Origin of the sequence: Mycolicibacterium wolinskyi str. Jessa 2025 (assembly GCF_049241375.1) — a bacterium.
Classification (GTDB): domain Bacteria; phylum Actinomycetota; class Actinomycetes; order Mycobacteriales; family Mycobacteriaceae; genus Mycobacterium; species Mycobacterium wolinskyi.
On the sequence record NZ_CP185960.1, the window covers coordinates 2035569 to 2050593 of the forward strand.

The following is a 15025-nucleotide window of genomic DNA, read 5'->3' on the forward strand; positions in this document are numbered from 1 at the left end:
ACAGCAGAACGATGGAGATATGACAGAGATCGCCGAGCGATTCGACACCGAAGACGCTGACACCGACGCACAGGATCGGTTCCATTTCGCATCGCGTCCCAATGCCGCGGTGGCGGCAAGGGCGGCCGGGGTACCGGTGCTCGACGTGGTGGTGCCGGTATACAACGAGCAAGCGGCACTGGCACATTCGGTGCGCCGCCTGCACCGCTATCTGCAGGAGAACTTCGGGCTTCCCACCCGGATCACCATCGCCGACAACGCCAGCGTGGACGCCACCCCGCGCATCGCCGCCGAACTGGCGGCGGAACTGGACGGCGTGCGCGTGGTCCGCTTGGAGGAGAAGGGTCGTGGCCGGGCACTGCACGCGGTGTGGTCGACGTCGGACGCTCCGGTGCTCGTGTACATGGACGTCGACCTGTCGACCGAGCTGACGGCGCTCGCGCCGCTCGTGGCCCCGCTGATCTCGGGCCACTCCGATCTCGCGATCGGCACTCGGCTGGGCCGCGGCTCGCGCGTGATCCGCGGTGCCAAACGCGAGTTCATCTCCCGCTGCTACAACTTCATCCTGAAATCCACGCTGGCCGCCCGATTCTCGGATGCCCAGTGCGGGTTCAAGGCGATTCGCGCCGATGTGGCCGAGCGCCTGCTGCCGCACGTCGCCGATACCGGCTGGTTCTTCGACACCGAGCTGCTGGTCCTGGCCGAGCGCAGCGGGCTACGTATCCACGAAGTGCCCGTCGACTGGGTCGACGACCCCGACAGCCGCGTCGACATCGTCGCCACCGCGACGGCCGACCTCAAAGGCATCGGCCGACTGTTGCGCGGGTTCGCCAACGGCTCCATCCCGGTCAACACCATTGCCGCGCAACTCGGCTCGTCCCGGAACTCAGCCGCACCGGGATCCCTGTTGCGGCAGGTGGTGCGGTTCGGCGCGGTCGGTGTGGTGTCCACGCTGGCGTACCTGCTGTTGTTCGTCGCACTGCGGTCCGGCCTCGGCGCCCAGGCCGCCAACCTCGTCGCCCTGCTGCTGACCGCGATCGGCAACACCGCCGCCAACCGGCGATTCACGTTCGGCATCGCCGGAGCCCGCAACGTCACCCGCCATCACCTGGAAGGGCTGACGGTCTTCGGGATCGCCCTGACCATCACGAGCGGCTCACTGGGTCTGCTGCACGCACTGACGCCGCAGCCGCACCCAGCCGTCGAACTCGCCGTGCTCGTGGCAGCGAACCTGGCGGCCACCGTCGTCCGCTTCGTGTTGTTGCGCGGATGGGTTTTTCACCCCTCCCGGACACGACGCTGAACCTTCGAAACCGAAAGCTGCTGACATGACAACCATCGCTGACATCGGCCGCGACCCCATCGTGGTGTCGGCCGATCCGCCCCGAGCCGCCCAGCCGCGCTGGGTCCGGCCCGCCTACTGGGCGCTGCTGGCCGGCACCGCGGTGCTGTACCTGTGGGGTCTCGGGTCCTCGGGCTGGGCCAACAGCTACTACGCCGCCGCGGCGCAGGCAGGCACCCAATCCTGGAAAGCCTGGCTGTTCGGCTCACTTGACGCCGGCAACGCCATCACGGTGGACAAACCGCCCGCCGCGATGTGGGCCATGGGACTGTCGGGCCGGCTGTTCGGCTTCAACGAGTTCACCATGCTGTTGCCGCAAGCCCTGATGGGCGTGGCGGCGGTGGCCGTGCTGTACGCCACGGTCAAGCGGACAAGCGGTCCGGGTGCCGGTCTCATCGCGGGTGCGGCGCTGGCCGTGACGCCCGTGGCGACCTCGATGTTCCGCTACAACAATCCCGATGCCCTGTTGGTGTTGCTGCTCGTGGTGGCCGCGTACTGCATGGTGCGCGCGATCGGACCGGTGTCGGCAAGGGCCAGCACGCTGTGGGTCGCGCTGTCGGGATGTGCGCTGGGATTCGCGTTCCTGACCAAGATGCTGCAGGCGTTCCTCATCATCCCCGGCCTGGCGTTGGTGTTCCTGGTCGCCGCGCCCATCGCGTCGGTGTGGAAGCGCTTGGGCGCGGTGCTGATCGGCGGGGTCGCGATGGCGATCTCGGCCGGCTGGTATCTCGCCCTCGTGGCGCTGTGGCCCGCCGACTCACGGCCCTACATCGCCGGCTCGACCGACAACAGCTTGTTGCAGTTGGCATTCGGCTACAACGGCATCGACCGCATCGTCGGGCAGAACCAGCCCGGTGGCGGGCCGGGCCACGGCCCGGGCGGCGGTGGGCCCAACCTGTTCTTCGGCGGCGAAGCCGGCATCGGCCGCATGTTCGGACTGTCCATGGGCACCGAGGCCTCGTGGCTGCTGCCTGCCGCGTTGGTCGGCCTGGTCGCCGTGTTGTGGTTGACCCGCCGCACCGCGCGCACCGCGGGTGTTCGTGCCGGGGCGCTGCTGTGGGGCGGCTGGTTGCTGGTGACGGCGGCCGTGTTCAGCTTCATGGACGGCACCATCCACCCGTACTACACCGTGGCGCTGGCCCCGGCGATCGCGGCGCTCGTCGGCATCTCGGTCGTCGAATTGTGGCGGCGACGTGAGCATCTCGCCGGCCGACTGGTGATGGCCGGGATGCTGGCCGGCACCGGAGTGTGGGCTTTCGTATTGCTCAACCGCACTCCCGAGTGGCTGCCCGCGCTGCGCTGGGTCGTGTTGATCGGCTCGATCGTGGTCGCGGTGGCGCTGGCTGCCGCGGCACACCGGCCGGGCCGGGCCGGTGCGGCCGTGGCGCTCGCCGCGATCGTCTTCGGGCTCGGCGCGCCCACCGCGTACTCGATCGAGACCGTGCTCAACGGGAACAGCAGTGGTCCGATGGCGATGGCGGGCCCCAAGCGCGACTGGGGTTTCGGTGGCCCGGGTGGGCACGGCGGCCCGGGCGGACCTCCGCCGGGCATGGAGAACCGGGATGACTCGGCACTGGCCGACCTCATCGCCGGTGCCGACAACCGTTGGGCCGCAGCCAGTGTCGGGTCGATGATGGTCAGTGACCTCGAGCTCAAGACCGGTGAGTCCCTGATGGCGATCGGCGGGTTCACCGGTGGCGACAACTCACCGACCCTCGCGCAGTTCCAGCAGTACGTCGCCGACGGTGACGTCCGGTACTTCCTGGATCGCGAAGGCGGCTTCGGTCCGCCCCGCGAGGAGCGCGGCAGTGCCGGTGAGATCACCAACTGGGTCAAGCAGAACTTCACGAAGACCGAGGTCGGCGGAACCGCGGTGTACGACCTGCAAGCACCGCACGCCTGACCCCCAGACCGCGGCGGCCGTCCTGCTACCCCCCCGAGCAGGACGGCCGTCGCCTTGGCGAGGTTCAGCCCACCTTGTACGTCGCAATCGCTTTCGCGACCGCGTCGCCGCCGGGCGTGACGATGTCGACATCGCAACTCACGAGCGACCTGCCCTGACGCAGCACCCGGCCGACGCCGAGCAGGTCGGTGGCCCGGGCCGGGGCCAGGTAGCTGATCGACATCGAAACCGTCACGCCCCGAAGTGAACCCGGCACGTCGGCCCCTACCCAGGCGGCAGCCATCACGGTGACATCGGCGAGCGTGGCGATCGCGCCGCCGTGCACCATGTCGGCGAGGGTGACGTTCGACGGATCCCACGGCATTCGCAGTCGCACCTCGGGTCCGTCGAGCGACTCCGCGACGATGCCCAACTTTGTGACAAACGGTGACTGGGGCAGGAATTGCGCCATCACGTCAGATCCGGTCTGGGTGGTCATTCATCGAAGTCTGGCCACCGGCGTGCGGCGGTTCAATTACCTCCGGGGTAGTCCTTTTCTCGGAGTCAGCCGCGCGCCAGCACGACCAACGCGTCGGCAGTGCGGTCGCAGTACGCATCGCGGTCGACGAGCCCTCGCGTCATCGCCCGCACCACGGTGGAGGCCACGAGGAAATCGAAGACGACGTCGGCCCGCGCGGCGTCGCCGAGCAGATCGGCCATCAGCGCCCGCACATCGGTCTCGGCGCGCAACACCAGCCGTTCGTAGATCGTCTCGTCCCGGTGATAGGCCGTCAGCAGGCCCGGCAGCGCCGCCCGGGTCACCGGGTTGGCCAGCCAGTCGAGGAACACCGCGACCCACCCTCGCAGATCTGCCCGCAGGTCGCCGGACGGGCCGGGTACCGGCACGGGCGCCGCGTGACCGAAAGCGGCATCTTCCACCAGGGCCTCTTTGGTCGGCCAGCGCCGGTAGATCGTCGGTGCGCCGACACCCGCGCGCCGGGCGATGGCCAGCACGGTCGTGCCTTGGTAGCCCTCCTCGACCAGCAGCTCACGGGTCGCGGCCAACACGGCGACATCCTTGGCGGGGTCGCGGGGCCGTCCGGCTGCAGTGGTCATCGCAAAAACCTATCCTCATCGGCTCGCGCCTGTTACGTTACGGCCTATAACGTAATTATCTCCGGGAGGCCGCATGCTCACGCCGCACGACGAACTGCTCTGTCACCAGTTGCCGACCACGTTCGACCACGTCGCCCAATCCGACTTGCGGTGGACCGAACGCATCGTGATGTACGGATTCGACCGCTCGGGCGAGGTCAACGTGATGACGGGCCTGGCGCGCTATCCCAATCGCGACGTCACCGACGCGTACGCGATGATCACCAAGCGCGGCGGCGAGGCCCGCGTCGTGCGCATGTCGACCGAACTCAATCCCGAATCGGGCGCTCTCGGAACATATTCCGTTGGCCCGTACACCTACAGCGTCGAGGAGCCCCTGCGAACGGTGCGAGCCGTGCTCGAACCCAATGAGCAGGGGGTGAGTCTCGATCTTCGGTTGCGCGGTCAGTTCCCGACGTATGAGCAGACGCCCGCGTTCCACCGCAGCCGCGGCCGCGTCAGCGAGGATGCGCGCCGGTTCTACCAGAACGGCGACCTGGAGGGCTGGATCGAGATCGACGGCGAACGCATCGAGATCGACACGTCCCGGTGGTGGTTCGGCCGCGACCACTCGTGGGGCATCCGCAACGGACCGGGTGGCGGAGGCTTGTCGGAGGGCGCCCACCTGCAGCCCCAGGAGATTCCCGACGGCACCCTCTACTACATGGGGATCTTCGAATTCGATGACCAGCTCGTGCATTTCGCGCAGCGCGAGACCAGCGCAGGGGAGCGGTGGCAGTTCGAGGGCGAGATTCTCTACCCGCTTGCGACCGAACGTCCGGCAGCCACCATTATCGACGTCGAACACGACCTGAAGTTCCGCGACGAGCTCCGGGTCATCAGCGGCGGCACCTTCACCGTGCACCGTGGGGACCGCAGCACGAGCACCATCGAGGTCACCCCGATCACCGACTTCTGGCCCGGGCTCGCCGGCTACATGGAAGTCGGCGGGTACGCATCGGGACATTGGCGCGGAAAGGATTTCATCGATGGATTCACAGCCGACACCACGGATCTGAGCGTCATCAAGCCCGTCAGCTTCCTGTCGGAGACACTGTGCGAGGTTCGGATGGACGGAAAGACCGGCCATGGCCTGGTGGAGATGGTGTTCGTCGGGGCCTACCCGCACTACGGTTACACCGGGTGGTGAGGCCAGCTGCCGAGGAGCTCCCCGCAGCCCTCGAAACCATTGCCCGCCAACGTGTTCCCGGTGCCGCGCAGGCGCGGGTGAAGAACTGGTGCCCGAGCCCGGGCGGCTTTTCCACCGAGACGTTCCTGTTCGAGCTCGACGGGCTCGACGACGGAGGCAGTCTCGGCCTGGTGTTCCGGCGCCCGCCGGAATTTCAGATCCTGCCTGACTACGACCTGCGTCGGCAGTATCTCGTCATGCAACGGCTGGCGCCTTCGCCCATTCCGGTGCCGACGGTGCGCTGGATCGACGCCGAGGGCGACGCCCTCGGCACCCAGTATCTCGTGATGGATCGCATCGACGACGTGGTCGGCGTCAGCGACGTACCGCCCTACCACGGGGCCGGAATCTTCGCCGAGACCGACGACGCGGGCCGGGCCGCGCTGTGGAACGGGTGCGTGGACATGATCGCGGCCGTGCACCGGCTCGATCCGCAGGAGTACCGGCTGGGGTTCCTCGGCAAGTCGAGTCCGGCTGCACTGCGCGACTTCCTGCGCTATGCGATCGGCTGGGCCTACGGCGACAAGCCGATCCACCCGACCTTCCGCCGAGCGCTGGACTGGCTGGATAACCATCTCTACACGCCTGACCGCGTCGGACTGTGCTGGGGTGACAGCCGGATGTCCAACGTCCTGTACCGGCCCGATCTGTCGCCGGCTGCGGCGCTGGACTGGGAGATCGCCTACCTGGGTGATCAAGCCGCCGACGTCAGCTGGCTTCTAATGACCGATTGGGTGAGCAGCCCGCTGCCCGACAACGCTCCGGCGCCGGGAACGCCGAGCCGCGAGGAGACCATCGACCGCTACGAACGTGCAGTGGGCCACGAAATCGGCAACATCGCGTTCGGCGACGTCACCGCGCCGCTTTTGCTGGCTGTCGCGCTGATCCGGCTCAATCACCGGTTCGATCTCCCTGGCGTGGACCTCGCCGACATTTGCGCGCGGCGTATCGACTTCGTGCTCGGCAGCTGAGGAAGCTCAGGGAACTGCTTTAGATTGCTCGGGTGTCCACGCCCGAGCATCCACCCTTTCCCCGCGGTATGGCTCTGCTGGTGGCGGGCGCGTTGTTCATGGAGATCCTCGACGCCACGATCATCACGCCGGCCATCCCGCTGATCGCGTCGTCGTTCGGTGTCGATGCCGTCGACGTCAACGTCGCGATCTCGGCGTATCTGGTCACCGTGGCGGTTCTCATCCCAGCGAGCGGCTGGATGGCCGATCGTTTCGGTATCCGTCGCGTATTCATCGCCGCCATAGCGGTTTTCACGCTGGCGTCGGTGGGCTGCGCCCTCTCGGCGTCGTTGCCCATGCTCGTCGGCATGCGGGTGTTGCAGGGTGTCGGTGGCGCGATGATGGTGCCCGTCGGCCGGCTCGCGGTCCTGCGCTACAGCGACAAGTCCGACCTGGTGCGGGCAATCGCGTTGCTGACGTGGCCGGCCTTGGCCGCGCCGATACTCGCACCGGTGCTCGGCGGGGCCATCGCGACGCTCGGCAGCTGGCGGTGGATCTTCGCGGTCAACATTCCGATCGGGCTGATCGGATTCCTTCTGGCGCTGCGGCTCATTCGGGGCGAGCCGGCTGCCGCACCGCGATCCTTGGACTGGCCCGGGCTCCTGGCACTCGGTTGCGGGATTGCTGCCGCGCTGATCGCACTGGAGAACGTCCGGGTGTCCGGCACCGATCGGCTGCTGGTCGGCCTGTGCGGGGTGGGCGCTGTGGTGCTGTTGTCGGCCGCCGTCTGGCGGCTGCTGCGGGCAGAGAACCCGCTCGTGCAATTGCGTGTACTCAAAGTCCGCACGCTGCGGATCACCGTGCAGGCGGGGTCGCTGTACCGGATGGTGATCACCGCCGTGCCGTTCCTGCTGCCGCTGCAGTTCCAGCTGGAGTTCGGCTGGACGCCGTTTGCCGCCGGTCTCATGGTGGCCGCACTGTTCGCGGGCAACCTCACCATCAAACCGCTGACGACCCCGATGATGCGGCGCATCGGAATTCGCAACGTCCTGCTGATCAATGGCATCGCGTCGGTCGGCTGTTTCGGACTGCTGGCGCTGTTGCAGCCGGGCATGCCGGTCGCCGTCATGGCCGTCGTTCTCTATGTGAGCGGCGCACTGCGGTCCATCGGCTTCACGGCTTACAACAGCCTGGCGTTCTCCGACGTCGACGGAGATCAACTGACCCACGCCAACACGCTCAACGCGTCCGTGCAGGAACTCGCGGCCGGCCTCGGCATCGCCATCGCCGCGCTGTTGCTCACTCAGCTGACCTCATATTCAGCGACGTTTCTCGTCCTCGGCGCCTTCCTCGCGTTCACCCTCATCGAAACCCTGCGCCTCCCACGCAATGCCGGCGCGCATGTGAGCGGGCATCGCTGACGTGGCCGTCGCTTGGTGCTGGGCTTTGGGCTTTGGGCGCCGCGCCGGCCCGCGATTGTCACGCTGGCGTGGCTGTAGGGGCCAGCAGTCACTCTGATATGGAGGCCAGTTTGTCAAGGGGGCAGGGTGAAGCGGCGGGCCGTAACCGTCGTCGCGGCCCGCCGCTTCGTCGGCCAGGTGAGGATTGGGTCGGGTTGCGGCGTGTCGAAGGGGGTTCTCGACGCGAATGGTTTGGTCAGTCTGATATGCGCGGGTTGGTTACCAGCAGGACGGTACTTTCGGCTGAGTGGGCCGCTTGTCTGGCAAGAACGAGCGTGAATCATCCTGCGGGACAGAAGGATTTGCTCACAGAGTGGGCGCGGATCACTCGGGTGTTTTCGTGTGCCGGCAACTGACCTGACGCCACCTGGACGTGGGGAGGGGTGTTTAGTTGTCGTCGAGGACGGCCAGTGACCACGACCAGCCGGCCAGTTCGCGGGCGATGGCGGCGTTGGCGACCACCGGCCGCTTCTTGCGCTGATCGAAGTGTTTCCACCGGGTGTGCAGGCGCCGGTTAGCGGCCTGACCACGAGCACGGGCGGCCGGGCTGGCCGCATCCCAGCGTCGCCGCATCACCTGGCTGGGCCGGTAAGGCTTGCGGTGATGCCAGGCCGCCTCGATCAACAACCGTCGGGCGTGACTGTTGCCGGTCTTGGTGATCGACCCTTGCGAGCGGGTGGCGCCTGTGGAGTATTCGGTGGGCACCAAGCCGAGGTAGGCCCCGATCGAGCGGCCGGTCAACCGGTGCCAATCGCCGATCTCGACGGCGAGCCCGAAGGCGCTCAGCGTCGAGATCCCGCGAATGCACCCCAACCGTGTCACCACCGGGGTGAACTCCGAATCGGCGGCCATCTGGGTGATCGCCGCATCAAGCCGGTCACGGCGGTCGGCGTTGGCCAGCATCGCGTCGAAGGCGCTGTCGTAGGCGTCCTGCAGCCCGGGGGTGGTGAAGCGCTGAGCACGTAGCCACAGTTCATGCTTGCCAGTCCAGGCGTTGCCGCCGTAGTAGACGATGCCGTGGCGTAACAACATGTGCGACAACCGCAACCGGGCCGCCATCAAATCACCACGGCAATCCTCACGCGCCCGCACCAAATCCCGGGCGGCTTCACGCTCAGGGCTTGGCACCTCCACTCCGACCACTTCGCCCAGATGCACCAGGCGGGCCAGATGCCGGGCATCGCGGGCATCGGTTTTGACCCGATCCCCAGCAGGACGCTGCAGCTTTGACGGGGCAGCCACCACCACCTCGATCCCGGCCGCGGTCAATGCCCGGGCCAACCCGAACCCGGTCGGACCCGCCTCATAAGCCACCATCACCGGCGGTGGCAACGACCGTATCCACGCGATGATCTCGCCATGATCAGGGGTCAACCGCCGCTCGAGGACTTGTCCGGTCTCAGCGTCAAACCCACACCCAAACACCGATCGTGCGTGCACATCCAAACCAACACTCGTACGCTGACGTATCACTGGGGCCTCCCACATCTTGTGGCTCTACCGGCCAGGACCCGTTTCCTGTCGGCAACCCACGTTCACATGTGAGCGAGGCCCCAGCCCCCCATACCGTCTGGCGTGACAGTGGGCTGGGTTGCTGCGGGTCGAGCTCGTGATTGTCACGCTGGCGTGGCTCTCGAAGCCCGCAGTCACTCTGGCGTGACAGTGGGGATGGGTTGCCGCGGGTCGAGCTCGTGATTGTCACGCTGGCGTGGCTCTCGAAGCCCGCAGTCACTCTGATATGGAGGCCAGTTTGTCAAGGGGGCAGGGTGAAGCGGCGGGCCGTAACCGTCGTCGCGGCCCGCCGCTTCGTCGGCCAGGTGAGGATTGGGTCGGGTTGCGGCGTGTCGAAGGGGGTTCTCGACGCGAATGGTTTGGTCAGTCTGATATGCGCGGGTTGGTTACCAGCAGGACGGTACTTTCGGCTGAGTGGGCCGCTTGTCTGGCAAGAACGAGCGTGAATCATCCTGCGGGACAGAAGGATTTGCTCACAGAGTGGGCGCGGATCACTCGGGTGTTTTCGTGTGCCGGCAACTGACCTGACGCCACCTGGACGTGGGGAGGGGTGTTTAGTTGTCGTCGAGGACGGCCAGTGACCACGACCAGCCGGCCAGTTCGCGGGCGATGGCGGCGTTGGCGACCACCGGCCGCTTCTTGCGCTGATCGAAGTGTTTCCACCGGGTGTGCAGGCGCCGGTTAGCGGCCTGACCACGAGCACGGGCGGCCGGGCTGGCCGCATCCCAGCGTCGCCGCATCACCTGGCTGGGCCGGTAAGGCTTGCGGTGATGCCAGGCCGCCTCGATCAACAACCGTCGGGCGTGACTGTTGCCGGTCTTGGTGATCGACCCTTGCGAGCGGGTGGCGCCTGTGGAGTATTCGGTGGGCACCAAGCCGAGGTAGGCCCCGATCGAGCGGCCGGTCAACCGGTGCCAATCGCCGATCTCGACGGCGAGCCCGAAGGCGCTCAGCGTCGAGATCCCGCGAATGCACCCCAACCGTGTCACCACCGGGGTGAACTCCGAATCGGCGGCCATCTGGGTGATCGCCGCATCAAGCCGGTCACGGCGGTCGGCGTTGGCCAGCATCGCGTCGAAGGCGCTGTCGTAGGCGTCCTGCAGCCCGGGGGTGGTGAAGCGCTGAGCACGTAGCCACAGTTCATGCTTGCCAGTCCAGGCGTTGCCGCCGTAGTAGACGATGCCGTGGCGTAACAACATGTGCGACAACCGCAACCGGGCCGCCATCAAATCACCACGGCAATCCTCACGCGCCCGCACCAAATCCCGGGCGGCTTCACGCTCAGGGCTTGGCACCTCCACTCCGACCACTTCGCCCAGATGCACCAGGCGGGCCAGATGCCGGGCATCGCGGGCATCGGTTTTGACCCGATCCCCAGCAGGACGCTGCAGCTTTGACGGGGCAGCCACCACCACCTCGATCCCGGCCGCGGTCAATGCCCGGGCCAACCCGAACCCGGTCGGACCCGCCTCATAAGCCACCATCACCGGCGGTGGCAACGACCGTATCCACGCGATGATCTCGCCATGATCAGGGGTCAACCGCCGCTCGAGGACTTGTCCGGTCTCAGCGTCAAACCCACACCCAAACACCGATCGTGCGTGCACATCCAAACCAACACTCGTACGCTGACGTATCACTGGGGCCTCCCACATCTTGTGGCTCTACCGGCCAGGACCCGTTTCCTGTCGGCAACCCACGTTCACATGTGAGCGAGGCCCCAGCCCCCCATACCGTCTGGCGTGACAGTGGGGATGGATTGCCCCGCGTTGAGCCCGCGATTGTCACGCTGGCGTGGCTGTCAGGGCCGGCGGTCACTCTGGCGTGACAAAACGCGGGCGAGCGCGACAAACGCGGGCTGGCATCACCCCGCCGGCCCACGCAATTGCACTGCTCACACACCGAGCGTTGACACTGCCGCGCCGGGCCGGTTACATTCCAGGTCATGCTTGCAATTCTGGCCATTTCTACCAACTTAATGGGGAAGCAATGACCACGGCAGAGCCGATCGAGACACAACCCGGCACGTACGAGCTCAGCCATCTGCGCTCGCTGGAAGCCGAGGCCATCCACATCATCCGCGAGGTGGCGGCCGAGTTCGAGCGGCCGGTGCTGCTGTTCTCGGGCGGCAAGGATTCGATCGTCATGCTGCATCTGGCGATCAAGGCTTTCGCCCCCGCGCGGCTGCCGTTCCCGGTAATGCACGTCGACACGGGACACAACTTCGACGAGGTCATCGAGACCCGTGACCGCCTGGTGGCCGAGAACGGCGTGCGCCTGGTCGTCGCGTCGGTGCAGGACGACATCGACGCGGGCCGGGTCGTCGACAACGGCCCCTCGCGCAACCCGCTGCAGACGGTGACGCTGTTGCGTGGGATCCGCGAGAACAAGTTCGACGCCGCATTCGGCGGTGCGCGCCGCGACGAGGAGAAGGCGCGGGCCAAGGAGCGGGTGTTCAGCTTCCGCGACGAGTTCGGGCAATGGGACCCCAAGGCGCAGCGCCCCGAACTGTGGAACATCTACAACGGCAGGCACCGCAAGGGTGAGCACATCCGCGTGTTCCCGCTGTCGAACTGGACCGAGTACGACATCTGGGCCTACATCGGCGCCGAGAACATCACGCTGCCCGCAATCTATTACGCCCACACCCGCCCGGTGTTCCAGCGCGACGGAATGCTGCTCGCGGTGCACCCGTTCATGCAGCCCCGTGACGGGGAAGAGGTCTTCGAGACGAGCGTGCGGTTCCGCACCGTCGGCGACGTCACGTGCACCGGATGCGTGGAATCGACCGCGGCGACGGTCGAGGACATCATCGCCGAGACCGCCGTCTCGCGTCTGACCGAACGCGGCGCCACACGCGCCGATGACCGCATCTCCGAGGCCGGGATGGAAGACCGCAAGCGCGAGGGATATTTCTGATATGGCGACACTGCTCAGGATCGCGACCGCCGGTTCGGTCGACGACGGCAAGTCCACGCTGATCGGCCGGCTGCTCTATGACTCGAAGGCCGTCATGGAGGACCAGCTCGCCGCCGTCGAGCGCACCTCCAAGGAACGCGGCAACGACTACACCGACCTCGCACTCGTGACCGACGGCCTGCGCTCGGAACGCGAGCAGGGCATCACGATCGACGTCGCCTACCGCTATTTCGCCACGGCCAAGCGAAAATTCATCATCGCCGACACCCCCGGCCACATCCAGTACACGCGCAACATGGTGACCGGAACGTCGACCGCGCACCTGGCGATCGTGCTTGTCGACGCGCGGCACGGGCTGCTCGAACAGTCCCGCCGCCACGCCTTCCTGGCGTCGCTGCTGGGTGTGCAGCACATCGTGCTCGCCGTCAACAAGATGGACCTGATCGACTGGAATCAGGAGAAGTTCAACGACATTCGCGACGAGTTCCATGCGTTTGCGGCCCGGCTGGACATCCACGACGTCACCACCATCCCGATGTCGGCGCTCAACGGCGACAACGTGGTGACGAAGTCGGACAAGGCGCCGTGGTACGACGGTCCCGCGCTGCTGAGCCATCTCGAGGACGTCTACATCGCCGGCGACCGCAACCTGGTCGACGTGCGGTTCCCGGTCCAGTACGTGATCCGTCCGCAGACCGTCGACCATGCCGACCACCGCAGCTATGCGGGCACCGTGGCGAGCGGCGTGATGCGCGTCGGCGACGAGATCGTCGTGCTGCCAAGCGGAAAGTCCAGCACGATCACCGCGATCGACGCACCGACCGGTCCGGTCACCGAGGCGTTCCCGCCGATGGCGGTGTCGGTCAGCCTGGCCGACGACATCGACATCTCCCGCGGCGACGTGCTCGCGCGGGTCAACAACCAGCCGCACGTGTCGACCGAGTTCGACGCGACCGTCTGCTGGATGGCCGATGGGTCGGCGCTGGAGCCGGGGCGCGAGTACCTGGTCAAGCACACCACGCGGACGACGCGGGCCCGGGTGGCCTCACTGGACTACCGCCTCGACGTCAACACGTTGCACCGGGACAAGTCCGCGACGGCGCTCAAGCTCAACGAGCTCGGCCGCATCACGCTGCGCAGCCAGCAGCCGCTGATGCTCGACGAGTACTCCCGCAACGCCGCTACGGGGGCGTTCATCCTGATCGATCCCGACACCAACGGAACGGTCGCCGCGGGCATGGTGCGTGATACCACGCCCGTCGCGAACCGCGCGGCGAGTCCCAACACCGTTCGTCACCAGTCGCTCGTGTGCGCCGACGACCGCCTGTCCAAGGGCCGCACCATCTGGTTCACCGGCCTGTCGGGTTCGGGCAAGTCGTCAGTGGCGATGCGCGTCGAGCAGAAGCTGCTCGAACGTGGTTGCCCGGCATACGTTCTCGACGGGGACAACCTCCGCCACGGGCTCAACGCCGACCTCGGTTTCTCGATGGCCGACCGGGCCGAAAACCTGCGCCGGCTGGCGCACATCGCCACGCTCATGGCCGATTCCGGTTTGACCGTGCTGGTTCCCGCGATCAGCCCGCTGACCGAGCACCGTGAGCTGGCCCGTGCCGTGCACGCCAACCAGGGCTTCGAGTTCTTCGAGGTGTTCTGCGACACCCCGCTGGAGGACTGCGAGCGGCGTGACCCCAAGGGGCTGTACAAGAAGGCCCGTGCCGGTGAGATCACGCACTTCACCGGCATCGACAGCCCGTACCAGCGGCCGAAGAGCCCCGACCTGCGGCTGGTTCCCGATCGCGACGTCGACGAACTCGCCGATCAGGTCATCGAGATGTTGGACAGTCGCCGGTGAACGACCACGAACTGGCTGCCCGGCTGGCGACGCGCGCCGGAGATCTGCTGCTCGACGTCCGCGCCGACTTCGCCGACGCGTCTGCCGAGGAGCGAAAAGCCGCCGGAGACAAGCAGTCCCATGATTTCCTGATGGAAGAACTCGCGGCGAAGCGTCCAGGCGATGCGGTGCTGTCCGAGGAAGGCGTCGACGATCCGGTCCGCCTCACCTCCGAGCGGGTCTGGATCGTCGACCCGCTCGACGGCACGCGCGAGTTCTCCGAACTCGGCCGCGACGACTGGGCTGTGCACGTCGCGCTGTGGGAGAACGGTGAACTGGTGGCCGGCGCGGTGGCCCTGCCCGCGCAGAACACCACGCTCTCCACACCCGAGGTCGCCGCGCCCCGCGCGTTCGACGGCCCGCCGCGGATCGTGGTGTCACGTACCCGGCCACCGGCGATCGCACTCGCGGTGCGCGATGCGCTCGGCGGCACATTGGTCGAAATGGGCTCCGCTGGTGCGAAAGTCGCGGCGGTGATCCGCGGCGTCGCCGACGTGTACGTGCACGCCGGCGGTCAGTACGAGTGGGATTCGGCCGCACCGGTCGCGGTGGCTCGGGCAGCCGGCCTGCACACCTCACGCATCGACGGGTCGCGCCTGGTCTACAACTCGGCCGACCCGCTGCTGCCCGACCTGGTGGTGTGCCGCCCCGAGCTCGCCGAGCGGGTACTTGCCGTAACCGGGTAGGTCGTTACCGAGAACAACGAAATGGCTGGTTTCCCAACG

The 15025-nt window shown here is 67.0% G+C and carries 12 protein-coding genes; 8 read left to right on the forward strand and 4 right to left on the reverse strand.

Annotated elements, in window-relative coordinates; genetic code table 11:
- The first annotated feature begins 19 nt into the window (after nucleotides 1–19).
- Together ACOI2T_RS10150 and ACOI2T_RS10155 are read left to right on the forward strand one after the other, a co-directional pair.
- The gene (locus ACOI2T_RS10150) at nucleotides 20–1303 is read left to right on the forward strand and encodes a bifunctional glycosyltransferase family 2/GtrA family protein (RefSeq protein WP_409506507.1); all 1284 of its coding nucleotides are present in this window, start codon (nucleotides 20–22) and stop codon (nucleotides 1301–1303) included.
- A 25-nt stretch (nucleotides 1304–1328) separates the two neighbouring features.
- The gene (locus tag ACOI2T_RS10155) at nucleotides 1329–3245 is read left to right on the forward strand and encodes an ArnT family glycosyltransferase (RefSeq protein ID WP_409506506.1); all 1917 of its coding nucleotides are present in this window, start codon (nucleotides 1329–1331) and stop codon (nucleotides 3243–3245) included.
- 64 nt (nucleotides 3246–3309) lie between these two features.
- Here the strand turns inward: ACOI2T_RS10155 and ACOI2T_RS10160 are convergent, their stop codons facing one another.
- Entirely contained in the window at nucleotides 3310–3699 is a 390-nt protein-coding gene (locus ACOI2T_RS10160) for a PaaI family thioesterase (RefSeq protein ID WP_409506516.1), read from the reverse strand.
- A gap of 89 nt (nucleotides 3700–3788) precedes the next feature.
- Complete coding sequence (locus ACOI2T_RS10165; RefSeq protein ID WP_409506505.1) at nucleotides 3789–4340, reverse strand: TetR/AcrR family transcriptional regulator; 552 nt, start codon at nucleotides 4338–4340, stop codon at nucleotides 3789–3791.
- 73 nt (nucleotides 4341–4413) lie between these two features.
- Between ACOI2T_RS10165 and ACOI2T_RS10170 the strand changes: the two genes are divergently transcribed.
- The 3 genes from ACOI2T_RS10170 to ACOI2T_RS10180 all read left to right on the forward strand — a co-directional run bounded on the left by ACOI2T_RS10170 (nucleotide 4414) and on the right by ACOI2T_RS10180 (nucleotide 7939).
- Complete coding sequence (locus tag ACOI2T_RS10170; RefSeq protein ID WP_409506504.1) at nucleotides 4414–5529, forward strand: Rv3169 family protein; 1116 nt, start codon at nucleotides 4414–4416, stop codon at nucleotides 5527–5529.
- A complete protein-coding gene (locus ACOI2T_RS10175) occupies nucleotides 5523–6539 on the forward strand; it encodes a phosphotransferase family protein (protein ID WP_409506503.1) in 1017 nt (338 codons plus the stop codon). The genes ACOI2T_RS10170 and ACOI2T_RS10175 overlap by 7 nt, the downstream gene beginning before the upstream one ends.
- Nucleotides 6540–6607: 68 nt before the next feature.
- A complete protein-coding gene (locus ACOI2T_RS10180; RefSeq protein ID WP_409506515.1) occupies nucleotides 6608–7939 on the forward strand; it encodes an MFS transporter in 1332 nt (443 codons plus the stop codon).
- A 426-nt stretch (nucleotides 7940–8365) separates the two neighbouring features.
- Here the strand turns inward: ACOI2T_RS10180 and ACOI2T_RS10185 are convergent, their stop codons facing one another.
- Together ACOI2T_RS10185 and ACOI2T_RS10190 are read right to left on the reverse strand one after the other, a co-directional pair.
- Complete coding sequence (locus ACOI2T_RS10185; protein ID WP_479681027.1) at nucleotides 8366–9451, reverse strand: IS110 family RNA-guided transposase; 1086 nt, start codon at nucleotides 9449–9451, stop codon at nucleotides 8366–8368.
- A gap of 593 nt (nucleotides 9452–10044) precedes the next feature.
- Nucleotides 10045–11130 (reverse strand): IS110 family RNA-guided transposase, encoded by a 1086-nt coding sequence (locus ACOI2T_RS10190; protein ID WP_479681027.1) that lies wholly within the window; start codon nucleotides 11128–11130, stop codon nucleotides 10045–10047.
- A 349-nt stretch (nucleotides 11131–11479) separates the two neighbouring features.
- On the opposite strand from ACOI2T_RS10190, the gene cysD reads away from it, so the two are divergent.
- The 3 genes from cysD to ACOI2T_RS10205 are packed head-to-tail and all read left to right on the forward strand — an operon-like array spanning nucleotide 11480 to nucleotide 14986.
- Nucleotides 11480–12409: a sulfate adenylyltransferase subunit CysD gene (gene cysD / locus ACOI2T_RS10195; RefSeq protein WP_067858792.1), complete on the forward strand. Its 930-nt coding sequence runs from the start codon at nucleotides 11480–11482 to the stop codon at nucleotides 12407–12409.
- A gap of 1 nt (nucleotide 12410) precedes the next feature.
- Nucleotides 12411–14261, forward strand: coding sequence for a sulfate adenylyltransferase subunit CysN (gene cysN, locus ACOI2T_RS10200; protein WP_207626396.1), 1851 nt, complete (start codon nucleotides 12411–12413; stop codon nucleotides 14259–14261).
- Complete coding sequence (locus ACOI2T_RS10205) at nucleotides 14258–14986, forward strand: 3'(2'),5'-bisphosphate nucleotidase CysQ (protein WP_085145911.1); 729 nt, start codon at nucleotides 14258–14260, stop codon at nucleotides 14984–14986. The genes cysN and ACOI2T_RS10205 overlap by 4 nt, the downstream gene beginning before the upstream one ends.
- The last annotated feature ends 39 nt before the right edge of the window (nucleotides 14987–15025 follow it).

Bases quoted from the DNA above. Each gene is read 5' to 3' on its own strand.
- ACOI2T_RS10165 (WP_409506505.1), bottom strand. From the start codon at position 4,340: ATGACCACTGCAGCCGGACGGCCCCGCGACCCCGCCAAGGATGTCGCC.
- cysD (WP_067858792.1), top strand. From the start codon at position 11,480: ATGACCACGGCAGAGCCGATCGAGACACAACCCGGCACGTACGAGCTC.
- ACOI2T_RS10170 (WP_409506504.1), top strand. From the start codon at position 4,414: ATGCTCACGCCGCACGACGAACTGCTCTGTCACCAGTTGCCGACCACG.
- cysN (WP_207626396.1), top strand. From the start codon at position 12,411: ATGGCGACACTGCTCAGGATCGCGACCGCCGGTTCGGTCGACGACGGC.
- ACOI2T_RS10155 (WP_409506506.1), top strand. From the start codon at position 1,329: ATGACAACCATCGCTGACATCGGCCGCGACCCCATCGTGGTGTCGGCC.
- ACOI2T_RS10180 (WP_409506515.1), top strand. From the start codon at position 6,608: ATGGCTCTGCTGGTGGCGGGCGCGTTGTTCATGGAGATCCTCGACGCC.
- ACOI2T_RS10150 (WP_409506507.1), top strand. From the start codon at position 20: ATGACAGAGATCGCCGAGCGATTCGACACCGAAGACGCTGACACCGAC.